Genomic DNA, 13,206 nt, shown 5'->3' on the forward strand with positions numbered 1-13,206 from the left:
ATATGCGAGCAACGAAGCCGACCGTCGTCGTGATGGGTGTGACCGGTTGCGGTAAGAGCACGATCGGGCAGCTCCTGGCCGAGAAGCTCGGCGTCGACTTCGCCGAGGGCGACGACCTGCACCCGCCGGAGAACATCGCCAAGATGACCGCCGGTCACCCGCTGACCGACGAGGACCGGTGGCCGTGGCTCGCCAGGATCGCCGACTGGCTCCGGGATCACGCCGCCGACGGCGGCGTGATCCCGTGCTCGTCGCTCAAGCGCGCCTACCGCGACAAGCTGCGCGAAGGCGATCCGGACGTCTGGTTCCTGCACGTGGACGTCGACCGGGAGACGATTCTCAAGCGGGTGAGCGAGCGCAAGCACCACTTCATGCCGGTGTCGCTCGTCGACTCGCAGTTCGCGACCCTCGAACTGCTCCAGGACGACGAGAACGGCGCCGCGATCGACGGCACGCAGACGCCCGAGCAGATCGTCGAGGAGGCGTTGAACCGGCTATGACCGAGCGCGACGGCGTCACCCTGACCAACCTCGACCAGCCACTGTTCGACGGGTCCGACGCGACCAAGGGCGACCTGGTCGAGTACCTGGACGCCGTCCGCGACCGGATCATCCCGCACCTGCACGACCGGCCGCTCTCGGTGATGCGGCTGCTGCGCGGCCAGCGGCCGTTCATGCAGAAGAACCTGCCGAAGTACACGCCGGAGTGGGTGCCGCGGGTCGAGCACTGGGCCGAGTCGTCGCACCGGCAGGTCACCTACGGGCTCTGCAACGACCGGAAGACCCTGCTCTGGTTCGCCAACCAGCGGGCGATCGAGTACCACGCGGCGCTGGTGCGGGCCGACCACTGGGACCGCCCGACGCACCTGATCATGGACATCGACCCGCCCGAGGGGCACCCGTTCGCGGTCGCGGCGAAGGCCGCGCTGCTGGTCAAGGCCGCCCTCGACGACGTGAACATGGCCGGCGCGGTGAAGACGAGCGGCGCCAAGGGCCTGCACATCTTCGTGCCGCTGGCCGAAGCGACCCACGAGGACGTCGCCGCCGCCCAGCGCGCGCTCGCGGTGCGGGCCGAGAAGCTCGATCCCGCGCTGGCGACCACCGCGTTCATCCGGGAGGACCGCGGCGACAAGGTCTTCCTCGACGCGACCCGGGCCGGCGGCGCGACCGTCGTGTCGGTGTACAGCCCGCGGATCCGGCCGGGCACCCCGGTTTCGTTCCCGGTGCCCTGGGACGACCTCGAATCGGTGTCGCCGCGCGATTTCACGCTGCGGAACGCGTCCGCATTGGTGGAGAAGGCGGACCCGTGGGCCGACGCGATGCCGGCGCCGCAGGCGTTGGACGCCGGGCTGGTCGCGGAGGGGCACACGATCCCGGTCGCCCGGGTGCAGGCGATGCACGAGGGGAAGCGCCGCAAAGCGGCCGCCCGCAAGCAAGCGGAGGAATGAGGGTTTTGTCCGGCGAGGTCGCAAGCGCGACCGGGCCGGCCCGGGCGGCGGCGTTCGCGGACCTGCGCCGGCTCATCACCGTGCACGAGACTGCCGAGCAGCTGGTGCTGCACCCGCGGATGCGCGGCCTGTCCGACGGGGTCGACGCGCTCGTCGCGCAGGAGCACCACGGCACCGAGCTGCTGGCCGAGCTCGAGCGGCTGGATCCGTCGTCGGCCGACTTCGACGCGCGGTTCACCCGGCTCGCGGTCGAGATCGTCGCGCACGCCGACCACGAGGAGCTCGAGGAGTTCCCGCTGGTCCGGGAGCGGCTGCCGCTCGAGGAACGGCAGCGGATGGGGCACGCGCTGCGGGTCGCCGAGGACTCGGCCCACCCCGAACCCGCCCACCGGGTGGTCGACCGGATCCGCGAGGCACTAGCCGGCCTCTTCAGCTCGCACTGACGGCAGCCCGAGCGCGGCGAACGTGGAGACCCCGAACGTCGTGATCTCGGCGATCCGGCCGTCCACCACCCGCAGCACGTCGAGCTTGAACCCGCGGAACAGCGAATCGCCCGGCCGGCGCAGGTAACTGGCCGCGGCCGGCATCCGGTTGACCGCGGTCGGGACGAGCCTCCAGTCGCCCTCGCGCTGCGGGCCGACCGCCCGCTCGATCAACGGCGCGATCGCGTCCAGCCCGCGGAACTCGAGGTGATCCGGTGGCATCGTGATCCGGATGTCCTGCGCGGCGATCCGCACCGCGGCGCCGGGATCGTTCTCCTCGTTGGCCCGGACGAACTCGGCCAGCAAGGCCTTGTCTTCGACGGTCAGCACCGGGGCCGTCCACTCCGACCGCGCGGGCACCCGTCCGGAGAGTTGAGAACGGGCCCGCTGCAGCGCGCTGTTCGCGGCGGCGACGCTGATTCCCAGCATCGCCGCCGCGTCGGCGGCCGGCCAGCCGAGCACGTCCCGGGCCAGGAACACGGCCCGCTGACGCGGCGGCAGGACCTGCAGCGCGACGATGAACGCCAGCGCGATCGTCTCCCGGGACTCGACGACCGACTCGGGCAGCAGCTGGTCGGGGTAGGGCTGCAGCCAGTGCGGGTCGGTCGACGGCGACCGGGCGGTGCGGCGGAGCGCGTCGAGGCAGACGTTGGTCGCGATCCGGTACAGCCAGGCCCGGACCTCGGTGCTGCCCTCGACGCGCTCCCGGCCCCGCCACGCGCGCAGGAACGTCTCCTGGACCGCGTCCTCGGCGTCGTCGAACGACGCGAGCATGCGGTAGCAGTGGACGTGCAGCTCGCGGCGGTGGCCCTCTAGGTTCATCCTCGGGGCGTCCGGTCGGTGACCTCCTGCAGCAGCCACACGTTGCCGTCCGGGTCGTCGATCTGCAGGAACGAGCCGTAGCTGGCGCGCTCCGGGTGCAGGCCGGGCGTCTGGCCCTCGGGGCCGAAGTGGAACGGCTCCCCGACGGCCAGCCCGCGGTCGGCGAGCTCCTTCCGGGCCGCCTCCAGGTCGTCGACGACGAGGTGCAGGCCTTTCTGCGAGCCGGGCGCCATCTGGTTACGCATCAGCGTGATGGAGCAGTGCGAGCCGCTCGGGGTGAGCTGCACGACCCGGAAGTCCGGTCCGGCGCTGTAGTCGACGTCCAGCCGGAAGCCCATCCGGTCGAGGTAGAAGGCCTTGGCGAGGTCGATGTCGGCGACCGGGACGATGACGACTTCCAGCTTGTAATCCACGATGCGCTCCTAGCGGCGGCGACGTTGTCATCTTGTACAACGACGGACACCCCGGAAACTCATCGGTCGAGCGATGGATCCCGGCCGAGCGCCGTCACTCCGCGTCGTGGACCAGCAGGGCTACCTGGACCCGGTTGGTGAGGTCGAGTTTCGTCAGGATCCTCGTCATGTAGGCCTTGACCGTGGCCGTGCTCATCAGCAGCTCGCGGCCGATCTCGGAGTTCGTGCGGCCGCGTCCGACCAGCGTCGCCACCGACCGCTCGCCCTCGGACAGCGACTGCAGCCGCCGCCGCGCCTCGTCCCGCCGCAGGTCGGGGGCCGGCTCGGCGGCGAACGTCATCACCCGCCGGATCACGTCCGGCGACAGCATCGGCTCCCCGCCGGCGACCCGGCGGATCGCCTCCGCGATCTCGGCCGGCGGCGTGTGCTTGAGCAGGAACCCGCTCGCCCCGGCCCGCATCGCCCGCCGGATGTGCCGATCCGTGTCGAACGTGGTCAGCACGATCACCTCGGGTGGGTCCGGCCGTGCTCGCACCTGCTCCGTCGCCGTCAGCCCGTCGATCAACGGCATCCGAATGTCCATCAGGACGACGTCCGGACGCACGTCGTTGACGGCCGGTGGGACGTCGGCGCCGTCACCGATCGAGCCGACGACGGCGAGGTCGTCGAACTGGCCGAGCATCATCTCCAGACCGGCGCGGACCAGCGCGTCGTCGTCCACGATCAGGACCCGGACGGTCACGACGACGGCACCCAGGCGTACAGGCGGAAGTCGCCGCCGTCGGTGCGGCCGTGCTCCAGGCGGCCACCGACCAGCTGCATGCGTTCGCCCAGGCCGACGAGGCCGCTGCCCGCGCCGGGCAACCACGACGGGCCGGTCAGCGCGTTCGTGATCTCGACGGCCAGCCCGCGGTCGCGCTCGGCCAGCACGATGCGGACCGGGGCGTCCGGCGCGTGCTTGCGGGCGTTCGTGAGCCCCTCCTGGACGACCCGGTAGACGTGCCGGCCCGCGTTCTCGGCGCTCGCCTCGTCGCGGCGGCGGTCGTCGAACGTGATCGGGGTGCCGGCCTCGCGGGACTGCTCGATCAGCGCGGGCACGTCGGCCAGCGTCGGCTGCGGACGGTCGGCGTCGCCGGGCTCGCGGAGCAGGCCGATGACCGCGCGGAGGTCCTCCAGCGCCGCGTACGCGGACTCGCGGACGACGCCGGCCGCGCGCCGCTCGTCGTCGGGCGCGGTGCGGCGCACCTCGAGCGCGCCCGCGTGGACGGCGAGCAGCGAGATCCGGTGCGCGAGCACGTCGTGCATCTCGCGGGCGATCCGCTCGCGCTCGGCGTGGCGGGCCTCCTCGACCCGGAGCCGCTGGCCCTCCTCGGCCTCCCGGGCCCGCGCCTGCCACGACTGGACGAGCAGCCGCTGCGACCGGACGAGCCGGCCGACCGCGACGAGGGCGACGTCCAGCGCGAGCACGGCGATGATCGCGATTCCGTACTCCGGCTGCCCGTAGGCGACCGCGGTGAACGCGCCGGTGACGAGGGCCGCGTGGGTACCGGCGACCGCGAGCGTCACCGGCCAGGAGCGGTAGCGGGCGACGAGCGCGAGCGTCACCGCGGCCGGCCCCATCGACGTCGTCGAGAACACCATCAGCGGGATCAGCCCGATCGCGATCGGGACCGTCCAGCGGCGGCGGGCCACCAGCGGCCCGGCGACGGCCAGGACGCCGATCGTGACGTCGACGGCCGGGTACTCAAGGTGGGAGTCGGCGACGAAGAACAGGCCGAGCAGCGCCGACAGCCCGATCAGGCCGGCGTCGATCCGCTTCACGGCTTTACGGTAAGGGGTGCCCGGGGGATCCGGCGACGACCTTGGTCTCGGACCGGACTTATCGGTCAGCGACCGGGCGGGCTTCCCAACGCCACTTCGTGCCCTGGTCGGGGTGGCCCGGTAGCGTGCCGCGGCCGGTCGCCCAGAGCAGCGTGACCCAGGGGTCGGTGTCGGCCGGGGCGTCCGGGAACAGCCGGTGGAGCGACCGGGCGCAGAGGTCGGCCGGTGGGCACCACGGGCGGCGGAGCCCGCGGGCCAGGTCCTCGCCGTGGACCAGCGTCTCGACGACGCCCATCGCCGCGAAGCCCTCCGGATCGGACAGTCCGTAGCCGTGGTGCGCGCGACGGTCGGGCGGGGCGTCGCGGACCGCGCCGGCCAGGAACACCCCGCACACCTCGAGCGACTGGAGTAACCCGGCGGTGCCCGCGCTGGGCTGCAGGAACAGCGAGTTCATCGGCCCGCCCTCGCGGGCCGCGTGGTAGGCGAACGGCACCAGGTCGTCGCGCGGCGGATCGGAGGCGGCGACCTGGATCGCGTAGGAGAACAGGTCGTCGATGAGGTGCTCGAGCGTCTCCCAGCAACTCCAGGCCAGGTCGCCGGCCGGAACCCGCCAGGCGTTGTCGGGCACGTCGGCGAACGCGCGCCGGAGCAGGTTGACGCCGGCGGTCACGTCGTCACCGGTGACGGGTTCCATGGCAGAAACACTACGGGCACGGGACACTCCTTTTCGTGCTGATCTACTCCACGGTCATCGCCGCCTCGCCCGGACGCGTCTGGAACGCGTTGATCGATCCGGCGCGCACCGCGCACTACTGGGGGCACCACAACGTCTCGACCTGGACGCCGGGGGAGCCCTGGGAGCACCGCCGGGTCAGCGACGGCGGCCTCGACGTGGTGGGGGAGGTGCTCGAGTTCGATCCGCCCCGGCGGCTCGCGCACACCTGGGCGCGGCCGGAGCGGGAGGGGGAGTCGCGGGTCACGTTCGACGTCGAACCGGTGCCGGGCGGGGTGCGGCTGACCGTGACCCACGACGGGGTGCCGGACGATCAGGTGGCGGTCGTGGCGATCGGGTGGCCGTTCGTGCTGTCGAGCCTCGTGTCGTACGTGGAGACGGGACGGGCGGCCTGACGCAGTTGGTTGACGCGAATTGCGCCAGCTATTCGATGCCGATTTGCGCGAGGGCCTTGAGGGAGTCACGCCGATCGGCCTCGACGCGCGCATAGGAGACGGCTTCGGCGAGCCGCTCGTCACCGGACGAGATCGCGCGATAGAGCTGCCGGTGGCCGAGTACCGGATCGGAGCCGTCCAACTCCGAGGTCAAGTAGTACAGCCATGTCATGCGCCCGGAAAGCGGGCGCATCAGCGTTGCCATCAACGCGTTCCCGGTCAGTTCCACGATCGCATCACTAAATCCGGAACGGGCTATCGCAATGCGATATCGGTCGCCGCGCGGGACGCTCTCCTCCGACTCTTTCAGTGCGCGAGCCAGCGGCTCGACCGATGCGCCGGACGCCACTCGGCGGGCCGCGTGGACGGTTGCGCCGACTTCGAGAACCGAACGTAGGTCGAATAGGTCCTTAGTGGCGCTAATCGACCAGCTCGCGACGATGGCGCCGCGCCGGGGCAGCGTCTCGACGAATCCGTCCCGCTCCAACAGGGGCACTGCCTCGCGTAACGGCACGCGGGAAACGTCGAGTTTCTCCGCGAGCCGTTGTTCGGCCAGTCGCGACCCTTGTGGGTACTCGCCCCGGATGATGCCCTCGCGCAGGGTCGCGTAGATCTGCTGCGAGAGGGATTCGGGCATGGACCTATTATCGCGGATTTATTTTTGACCGGCGCTCTATGGCCCGGAGAATTTTCATACCTCAGGGTTAGAGGTTTGCGATACCTCGGCGGGACGCTGTTTCTATGGAATTGCCGCACGCTCGGTAGCGTGCGGGATTACCGCACGCTTCGGCAATCAACGAGGGGTGCGAGATGGTGGAGCGAGTATTGACGAAGGACGTTCGGCCGTCGGCGGTGGTGCCCGGGCCGCCCCGGGCGGTACGGGCAGCGGCGCTGTGGTGGGTGACCGCGGTCGGGGCCGGAGTGGTGGAGACGATCGGGACCGTGGCGGTGCTCGCGTCGCACGGTGAGTCGACGGAAGTGCTCGGGGTCGGGCTCGGCGTCCGCGCGGTGATCTACGCGCTGGTGCTGCTGGTGGTTTCTCGTCTCTGGCGTGGGCATCCGTGGGCGCGGTGGGTGCTCGCGGTCGGCCTCGGGGTGTTCGGGACGCTGTCGCTGGTGGCCGAGCCGATCGGCTGGCTGCTGGCCGGGCACTCGCTGGGTGCCCTGCTCGCGTCGACGGATCTGGAGCTGGCGCTGGTGATCGCGATCCGGGCGGTGCACGTGGCGGCCGTGATGGCGGCGTGCGTATGCATGTTCCGGCCGGCGTCGAACGCGTACCTACGGCGTGCAGTCGGGCAGCGCGGCTCTGGCGTCGGCTAGGAACGTGCGGGCGGCCGGGTTGGTCTGGCCGGTCTCGCGCCAGGCCAGCGCCAGCTGGCCGCGGATCTCCGGGGTGAGCGGAACGGTCCGGACGCCGGGTGCCCGGACGGAGGCGGGCAGGATCGCGCACCCCAGGTCGCGCGCGGCGAGGTCGGCGAGCAGGAACGGGTCGCTGGCCTCGAACGCGATCTGCGGGGTGAACCCGGCGGCCCGGCAGGCGTCCTCGAGGCGGGCCCGGATGCCGGTGCCTCGCGGCAGGCTGATCAGCGGCCGGTGCTCGAGCTCGGCGATCGACAGCTCGGCCGGGCCTTTCTGACCGGCTGCCACCGCCCCGACGACCGGCTCGTCGGTGACGATCTGGGTTGCGAGCCCCGCGGGCGGCACCGACGGGAGCCCGATGATCGCCGCGTCGAGGGTGCCCGCGTGCAGCCGGGCGACCAGGTCGTCGGAGTCCGCCTCGGTGAGCGTGACCTCCACGGCCGGGTGCTTGCGGTGGAAGTCGGCGAGGATCTCGGGGAGCCCGAGCGGCCCGCACGAGGTGATCATGCCGACCGAGACCCGGCCCCGGAGCAGCCCGGTCAGCTCGTCCACCGCGTGCCGGGCCGCCTCGGTGGCGGCGAGCGCGGCACGGGCGTAGGGCAGCACGGCTTCGCCCACCTCGGTGAGGCGCACCGTGCGTCCGGACCGGTCGAAGAGGGGCTGGCCGAGCTCGCGTTCGAGCTGACGGATCTGGGCGCTGACCCCGGGCTGGGCGACCCGGACCGCGGTGGCCGCGCGGGTGAAACTGCCGGTCTCGGCGACCGCGAGGAAGTACGCCAGCTGACGGAGCTCCATAACCGTTGATTCTAGGAAGCAGAACGAACTGCTCTTTGACGTCTAGCTGGGGCCCGGGGAGGGTGGAGCCATGACTGCACAGACACCCGAAGACCTGGCCCGGCTGTTCGTCGAACGGGCCAACGCGAACGACGCGGCGGGCATCGCGGAGCTGTACGAGCCGGACGCCGTGCTCGGGTTCCCGCCCGGACGGACCACGGTCGGGAGGGACGCGATCCGCGCGCTGTTCGAGAACGTCGTGGCCCAGATGCCGGAGATGTCGGTCGAGGAAGCCGTACCGACGCTGTACTTCGACGACCTGGCGCTCACCGCCACCCGGCCCGCCGACGGAACCGGCGGCCGGGCCCAGGTGGCCCGTCGCCAGCCCGACGGCACCTGGCTCCGCATCCTGGACCGGCCCGAGGCCTAAGCCGGTGCCTCGGTGCGCCGGACGATCGCGGAGGCGAGCGTCACGAACGACGCGGTCGAGAGAACCGCGCGCAGGACGTTCCACCGGACCCAGCTGGTCTCGAACCGGGCCCGGACCGCGGCCAGGTCGGCGATCCGGTCGGGCGCCCCGGCCGCGTTCAGCTGGTCGTTGAGCGGCACGTTGACCGCGAACGTCACGACGAGCACGGCGACGTACAGCGCGACCGCCACCGCGATCCAGTACGCGGTCGTGGTCGCGCCCGCGCGCCACTGGACGACCGCGGCGAGGACGGTCAGCAGCAGCGCCCCGCCGAAGCCGAACGCGAACCACCCGTTCAGGATCGCGACGTTGATGCGCTGCATGGCGTCCACGAAGGTCTTGTCGTCGGTCTGGCGCAGGCCGGGCATGACCGCACAGGCGAACGCGTAGAACAGTCCGGCCGCGAGGCCGGATGCGGCGGTTGCCGCTATCAGCGAGATGTTCCGGAACAGCATGGCGGGCCTCCTGGATTCGGGTGACTCCAGGAGACCGTCCGGTGGTCGGCCGCGACCATCGTCAGGAGCCTCAGCCCCATGCGCAGCCGTCTATCTTCGCTCCATGAGCGACTCCCAGGCTGCGAAGGCGCAGCGCTTCCTCGACCTGCACTCCGGCGATCGGCCGCTCCTGCTTCCGAACCCCTGGGACGCGGGCTCCGCGGTTTTGCTCGCCTCCCTCGGCTTCACCGCGCTCGCCACGACGAGCAGCGGCTTCGCCGCCACGCTGGGCCGGCTCGACGGCCAGATCTCCCGCGAGGAGGCCCTCGCCCACGCCGCCGCCGTCGCCGCGGCGACCGACGTGCCGGTCTCGGCCGACCTCGAGAACGGCTTCGCGGACGCTCCCGGAGCGGTGGCCGACGTGGTCAGTGCGGCGATCGGCGCCGGACTGGCCGGTTGCTCCATCGAGGACGCCACCGGTCGCGACGACGATCCGATCTACGATCTCGGGCTGGCGACGGAGCGGATCGCGGCTGCCGCCGAGGCCGCGGGGTCACGGTTGGTGCTCACCGCGCGAGCCGAGAACTATTTGTACGGTCGGGCGGAGCTGGGCGACACGATCGCGCGCCTGCAGGCGTTCGCGGAGGCCGGTGCGCACGTGCTCTATGCCCCTGGGCTGACCAGTGCCGAGGAGATTCGGGCGGTCGTCACGTCGGTGGACCGGCCGGTGAACGTGCTGGCGGTGGCGGGTGCGCCGTCGGTTTCGGAGCTCGCGGAGCTGGGCGTGGCGCGGGTGTCGGTGGGCGGAAGCTTTGCTTTTGCGGCGATCGGGGCGTTGGTGCAGGCGGCGACGGAGTTCCGGGACGCCGGGACGTACGGGTATCGCGCGCTGTCGGCCCGGGGCGCGGCAGCCGCCGATTCCGCCTTCGCGGAGGGGAGCTCGTCTGGCTCGATGCGTCGTTGATCCGAGGTGGTCCCGCCTACGCGCCGCGGATCTGTTCCAGGCCCCGCCCGGTGGCCGCGCCGCTACCGCCGCGGGTCACCCACCGAGTCGGCCTGACTGGGATCGCGGCGAGCGGCGTCGGCCGTCGACGAAGCCGGCCGGCCGCCGTGTTGCGGCGACAGGTCAGCGATGGAATCCGATGGTGGGTGCGAACTCGCTCAGTGTTGATCGGTTGGCCGGTGTGGTCGCGCCATATCACGGCGATCATTGTCCGAGCGCCGTGTTCTTCGAGGTCGAGCCGACCTTTGAAGAATGCAGCCGCGAGCACCAGCGGGACTGCGGGGCGCGGTGGCCGTACTGGCGTAGCCGGCCGGCTCGAAGTGATGCACGGGTGTCTCGGGCGGCAACTGTACGGAGTGGGTGGGCCGCAGCGCGGGCTGTCGGCTTTCCGGGGTTCTGACGGCCCGCGAAGCCCCGAAAACTCGGCGAACCGCGCGATCGGGGCAGGGCTCGAGAGGGCGATTCTCATTCCAATGAGAGGTATATTAGGGGAGGCGTCGGTCGACTGGCTAGGAGACCCGTGAGGCTTGCGACTTCCACGTTCGTCCTGCGCGACGGACAAGTGCTGATGACTCGACGCAACCGCACCCGCTGGGCCCTCCCGAGCGGCGACCTGACCCCCGGCGAACGTCTCGTCGACGCCGTCGCCCGCCGAACCCGCGACACGACCGGCGTCGACGTGTTCGTCACCGGGCTGGTCGGCGTCTACAACGGCCCGGAGCAGCTCTCCCTCTGCTTCCGCGCGCACCCACTCAGCGGCGAGCCGACGTCCCCCGACGTGAGGTGGGTCGACCCCACCGAGTTCCGCACCCTCGACATCCCACCCGAGACACTCCGCCGGATCGGGCACGGCCTGGCCGACCGGCCGCTGCCGTACCTCGGGTAAGCAGGGCATACGCTTCCACCGGAATCCGAGCGGGAGAGGTGGACACGGGTGGCCGACTGGATCGACTCCGCCGAGCACCGGGCATGGCTCGACGCCGAGCGGGAGCGCTTGTTCGAGTTCGCGTCGCGATCGGCCGCCCCGGTGGGGTTCGGCTGGCTCACCGACGACGGGAGCCTCGACCAGGCCCATCCGCTCGAACTGTGGATCACCTGCCGGATGACCCACGTGTTCGCGCTGGCCGCCCTGCTGGGCCGGCCGGGCGCGGCCGAGCTGGTCGACCACGGGCTGGCCGCTCTCGACGGCGCGTTCCGCGACCGGGAGAACGACGGCTGGTTCTCGTCGATCTCGGCCGACGGCTCGGTGGTCGACGACGCCAAAGCCGCCTACCCGCACTCGTTCGTGATCCTGGCCGCGTCGTCCGCCGTCGCGGCCGGGCGTCCGGGGGCGGAGGCGCTGCTCACCGACGCGCTGGCCGTGAACGAGCAGTACTTCTGGCGCGAGGCCGACGGCATGGTCGTCGACTCCTGGAACCGGGACTGGTCGGTGCTCGACCCGTACCGGGGCGTCAACGCGAACATGCACACGGTGGAGGCGTACCTGGCCGCCGCCGACGCCACCGGTGACCTGGTCTGGCAGGCCCGGGCCGAGCGCATCGCCCGCCGGGTGCTCGGCTGGGCCGGCAACAACGAGTGGCGCATCCCCGAGCACTTCGACGAAGACTGGAACCCGCTGCTGGAGTACCACCGCGACCAGCCCCGTCACCAGTTCCAGCCCTACGGAGCGACGATCGGGCACGGCCTGGAGTGGTCCCGGCTCTGCCTGCACGTCAGCCCGGATCTGATCGACGGCGCCACGAGCCTCTTCGACCGCGCGGTGACCGACGGCTGGGCCGCGGACGGCGCCGACGGGTTCGTCTACACGACCGACTGGTCCGGGGTTCCGGTCGTGCGCGACCGCCTGCACTGGGTCGTCAACGAGGCGACGAACGCGGCCGCGGCGCTGTGGATCGCCACCGGCGACGAGCGGTACCAGGCGCCCTATCAGCAGTGGTGGGAGTACGCCGAGCGCTATCTGATCGACCGCGAGCGGGGGTCGTGGCACCACGAGCTCGACCCGGAGAACCGCCCGTCGGCCTCGGTCTGGAGCGGAAAGCCGGACGCGTACCACGCGGTGCAGGCGACGCTGATCCCGCAGCTGCCGCTGACCCCGTCACTGGCGGCCGCGCTCGCTCGCAAGTAGACAGTACGCATGGACGTCGACCAGCCCAACGCGGCCCGGATGTACGACTACTTCCTCGGCGGCTCGCACAACTTCGCCGCCGACCGGTCGGCCGCCGACGGGCTGCTGCAGGTCGCGCCGGACGCCCGGGCCAACGCCAGGGAGAACCGAGCGTTCCTGCGCCGGGTGGTCGAGTACCTGCTGGAGAACGGCGTCCGACAGTTCCTCGATCTCGGTTCCGGCATCCCGACGGCCGGCAACGTGCACGAGATCGCCGGCCCCGAGGCCCGGGTCACCTACGTGGACGTCGAGCCGATCGCGGTCGAGACCAGCCGCGGGCTGCTGGCCGACGTCCCGTACGCCGAGATCGTCCACGCCGACCTGCGCGATCCCGCAGCCGTGCTACAAGGCGCAACGCTGCTGGACCTGAGCGAACCGGTGGCGGTTCTCATCGTCTCCGTCCTGCACTTCGTACCCGACGATCCAACCCCCATTCTCGGCGCCTACCTGGACGAACTCGTCGACGGCAGCTATCTCGCGCTCTCGCACGTCGTCGTCGACGAGGCCCCGCCGCCGGAGTCGGAGGACGGGCTCGCGGTCTACCGGCGCACCGCGACCCCGGTCACGCTGCGGGACTCCGCCCAGGTCACCGCGTTCTTCCACGGGCACCCGCTGGTGGAGCCCGGTCTGGTGCCGGTCTCCGACTGGCGCGCCGACGTCGCGACCGAACCGTCGGCCATTCAGGGAGCCTTGGCCCGAATTACCTATAGGTAAGGTATGCTTTCGGCGTGAAGCTGATCGAGCGCCGCCACGTGGACCTTCTCCGCGTCGCGAGTTCGCTCTGTCGGGGCAACGGGTAATTGCGCGGGAGACCGGTTGGTCCGGTCTGCCCGGTCAACCGTTGACTGCCT

Annotated in this window: 19 protein-coding genes; 11 read left to right on the forward strand and 8 right to left on the reverse strand. The window is 71.4% G+C overall.

Annotated elements, in window-relative coordinates:
• Window positions 1-2 precede the first annotated feature (2 nt).
• The 3 genes from FL583_RS13195 to FL583_RS13205 are packed head-to-tail and all read left to right on the forward strand — an operon-like array spanning window position 3 to window position 1,890.
• Window positions 3-500 (forward strand): gluconokinase, encoded by a 498-nt coding sequence (locus tag FL583_RS13195; protein WP_142704908.1) that lies wholly within the window; start codon window positions 3-5, stop codon window positions 498-500.
• Window positions 497-1,447: a DNA polymerase domain-containing protein gene (locus tag FL583_RS13200; protein ID WP_142704909.1), complete on the forward strand. Its 951-nt coding sequence runs from the start codon at window positions 497-499 to the stop codon at window positions 1,445-1,447. The genes FL583_RS13195 and FL583_RS13200 overlap by 4 nt, the downstream gene beginning before the upstream one ends.
• Window positions 1,444-1,890, forward strand: a complete 447-nt coding sequence (locus FL583_RS13205; RefSeq protein ID WP_142704910.1) for a hemerythrin domain-containing protein — start codon at window positions 1,444-1,446, stop codon at window positions 1,888-1,890. Before FL583_RS13200 ends, FL583_RS13205 begins: the two co-directional genes overlap by 4 nt.
• Here the strand turns inward: FL583_RS13205 and FL583_RS13210 are convergent.
• The 5 genes from FL583_RS13210 to FL583_RS13230 all read right to left on the reverse strand — a co-directional run bounded on the left by FL583_RS13210 (window position 1,864) and on the right by FL583_RS13230 (window position 5,679).
• On the reverse strand, window positions 1,864-2,751 hold the full coding sequence (locus FL583_RS13210; RefSeq protein ID WP_142704911.1) for an RNA polymerase subunit sigma-70: 888 nt from the start codon (window positions 2,749-2,751) through the stop codon (window positions 1,864-1,866). The two genes, FL583_RS13205 and FL583_RS13210, sit on opposite strands and share 27 nt — an antisense overlap.
• Window positions 2,748-3,164 carry a VOC family protein gene (locus tag FL583_RS13215; protein WP_142704912.1) on the reverse strand — a complete coding sequence of 139 codons (417 nt, stop codon included), beginning with the start codon at window positions 3,162-3,164 and terminating at the stop codon, window positions 2,748-2,750. The genes FL583_RS13210 and FL583_RS13215 overlap by 4 nt, the downstream gene beginning before the upstream one ends.
• Before the next feature lie 94 nt (window positions 3,165-3,258).
• A complete protein-coding gene (locus tag FL583_RS13220) occupies window positions 3,259-3,906 on the reverse strand; it encodes a response regulator transcription factor (protein ID WP_205752098.1) in 648 nt (215 codons plus the stop codon).
• Entirely contained in the window at window positions 3,903-4,985 is a 1,083-nt protein-coding gene (locus FL583_RS13225; protein WP_142704913.1) for a sensor histidine kinase, read from the reverse strand. The genes FL583_RS13220 and FL583_RS13225 overlap by 4 nt, the downstream gene beginning before the upstream one ends.
• Before the next feature lie 58 nt (window positions 4,986-5,043).
• Window positions 5,044-5,679, reverse strand: a complete 636-nt coding sequence (locus tag FL583_RS13230) for a maleylpyruvate isomerase N-terminal domain-containing protein (protein WP_142704914.1) — start codon at window positions 5,677-5,679, stop codon at window positions 5,044-5,046.
• Window positions 5,680-5,714: 35 nt separating this feature from the next.
• Between FL583_RS13230 and FL583_RS13235 the strand changes: the two genes are divergently transcribed.
• On the forward strand, window positions 5,715-6,113 hold the full coding sequence (locus FL583_RS13235) for an SRPBCC family protein (RefSeq protein ID WP_142704915.1): 399 nt from the start codon (window positions 5,715-5,717) through the stop codon (window positions 6,111-6,113).
• A gap of 28 nt (window positions 6,114-6,141) precedes the next feature.
• Here FL583_RS13235 and FL583_RS13240 read toward each other — a convergent pair whose 3' ends face one another.
• Window positions 6,142-6,789, reverse strand: coding sequence for a GntR family transcriptional regulator (locus tag FL583_RS13240; RefSeq protein ID WP_142704916.1), 648 nt, complete (start codon window positions 6,787-6,789; stop codon window positions 6,142-6,144).
• Between the two features lie 188 nt (window positions 6,790-6,977).
• Here FL583_RS13240 and FL583_RS13245 point away from each other — a divergent pair, with 188 nt between their 5' ends.
• Window positions 6,978-7,472, forward strand: coding sequence for a hypothetical protein (locus tag FL583_RS13245; protein ID WP_142704917.1), 495 nt, complete (start codon window positions 6,978-6,980; stop codon window positions 7,470-7,472).
• Here FL583_RS13245 and FL583_RS13250 read toward each other — a convergent pair.
• On the reverse strand, window positions 7,431-8,306 hold the full coding sequence (locus tag FL583_RS13250) for a LysR family transcriptional regulator (protein ID WP_142704918.1): 876 nt from the start codon (window positions 8,304-8,306) through the stop codon (window positions 7,431-7,433). The genes FL583_RS13245 and FL583_RS13250 overlap by 42 nt on opposite strands.
• A 70-nt stretch (window positions 8,307-8,376) precedes the next feature.
• Between FL583_RS13250 and FL583_RS13255 the strand changes: the two genes are divergently transcribed.
• Window positions 8,377-8,715, forward strand: coding sequence for a YybH family protein (locus tag FL583_RS13255; protein ID WP_142704919.1), 339 nt, complete (start codon window positions 8,377-8,379; stop codon window positions 8,713-8,715).
• Here FL583_RS13255 and FL583_RS13260 read toward each other — a convergent pair.
• Complete coding sequence (locus tag FL583_RS13260; protein WP_142704920.1) at window positions 8,712-9,209, reverse strand: anthrone oxygenase family protein; 498 nt, start codon at window positions 9,207-9,209, stop codon at window positions 8,712-8,714. The two genes, FL583_RS13255 and FL583_RS13260, sit on opposite strands and share 4 nt — an antisense overlap.
• 103 nt (window positions 9,210-9,312) lie before the next feature.
• On the opposite strand from FL583_RS13260, the gene FL583_RS13265 reads away from it, so the two are divergent.
• From FL583_RS13265 to FL583_RS42910, 5 genes are all read left to right on the forward strand, one after another.
• The gene (locus FL583_RS13265; RefSeq protein WP_142704921.1) at window positions 9,313-10,152 is read left to right on the forward strand and encodes an isocitrate lyase/PEP mutase family protein; all 840 of its coding nucleotides are present in this window, start codon (window positions 9,313-9,315) and stop codon (window positions 10,150-10,152) included.
• A gap of 559 nt (window positions 10,153-10,711) precedes the next feature.
• Window positions 10,712-11,077, forward strand: a complete 366-nt coding sequence (locus FL583_RS13270) for an NUDIX hydrolase (RefSeq protein ID WP_205752099.1) — start codon at window positions 10,712-10,714, stop codon at window positions 11,075-11,077.
• Between the two features lie 48 nt (window positions 11,078-11,125).
• Window positions 11,126-12,316 (forward strand): AGE family epimerase/isomerase, encoded by a 1,191-nt coding sequence (locus FL583_RS13275; RefSeq protein WP_205752100.1) that lies wholly within the window; start codon window positions 11,126-11,128, stop codon window positions 12,314-12,316.
• 9 nt (window positions 12,317-12,325) lie between these two features.
• On the forward strand, window positions 12,326-13,069 hold the full coding sequence (locus FL583_RS13280; protein WP_142704922.1) for an SAM-dependent methyltransferase: 744 nt from the start codon (window positions 12,326-12,328) through the stop codon (window positions 13,067-13,069).
• A 14-nt stretch (window positions 13,070-13,083) separates the two neighbouring features.
• Window positions 13,084-13,155, forward strand: a complete 72-nt coding sequence (locus tag FL583_RS42910) for a putative leader peptide (RefSeq protein WP_420843140.1) — start codon at window positions 13,084-13,086, stop codon at window positions 13,153-13,155.
• The last annotated feature ends 51 nt before the right edge of the window (window positions 13,156-13,206 follow it).

Origin of the sequence: Cryptosporangium phraense, from assembly GCF_006912135.1 — a bacterium.
In the GTDB taxonomy this organism is placed as follows: Bacteria; Actinomycetota; Actinomycetes; order Mycobacteriales; family Cryptosporangiaceae; genus Cryptosporangium; species Cryptosporangium phraense.

Coding starts and splice junctions, on each gene's coding strand:
- FL583_RS13250 (WP_142704918.1), bottom strand. CDS start 8,306: ATGGAGCTCCGTCAGCTGGCGTACTTCCTCGCGGTCGCCGAGACCGGC.
- FL583_RS13210 (WP_142704911.1), bottom strand. CDS start 2,751: ATGAACCTAGAGGGCCACCGCCGCGAGCTGCACGTCCACTGCTACCGC.
- FL583_RS13230 (WP_142704914.1), bottom strand. CDS start 5,679: ATGGAACCCGTCACCGGTGACGACGTGACCGCCGGCGTCAACCTGCTC.
- FL583_RS13280 (WP_142704922.1), top strand. CDS start 12,326: ATGGACGTCGACCAGCCCAACGCGGCCCGGATGTACGACTACTTCCTC.
- FL583_RS13255 (WP_142704919.1), top strand. CDS start 8,377: ATGACTGCACAGACACCCGAAGACCTGGCCCGGCTGTTCGTCGAACGG.
- FL583_RS13195 (WP_142704908.1), top strand. CDS start 3: ATGCGAGCAACGAAGCCGACCGTCGTCGTGATGGGTGTGACCGGTTGC.
- FL583_RS13240 (WP_142704916.1), bottom strand. CDS start 6,789: ATGCCCGAATCCCTCTCGCAGCAGATCTACGCGACCCTGCGCGAGGGC.
- FL583_RS13205 (WP_142704910.1), top strand. CDS start 1,444: ATGAGGGTTTTGTCCGGCGAGGTCGCAAGCGCGACCGGGCCGGCCCGG.
- FL583_RS13265 (WP_142704921.1), top strand. CDS start 9,313: ATGAGCGACTCCCAGGCTGCGAAGGCGCAGCGCTTCCTCGACCTGCAC.
- FL583_RS13200 (WP_142704909.1), top strand. CDS start 497: ATGACCGAGCGCGACGGCGTCACCCTGACCAACCTCGACCAGCCACTG.
- FL583_RS13260 (WP_142704920.1), bottom strand. CDS start 9,209: ATGCTGTTCCGGAACATCTCGCTGATAGCGGCAACCGCCGCATCCGGC.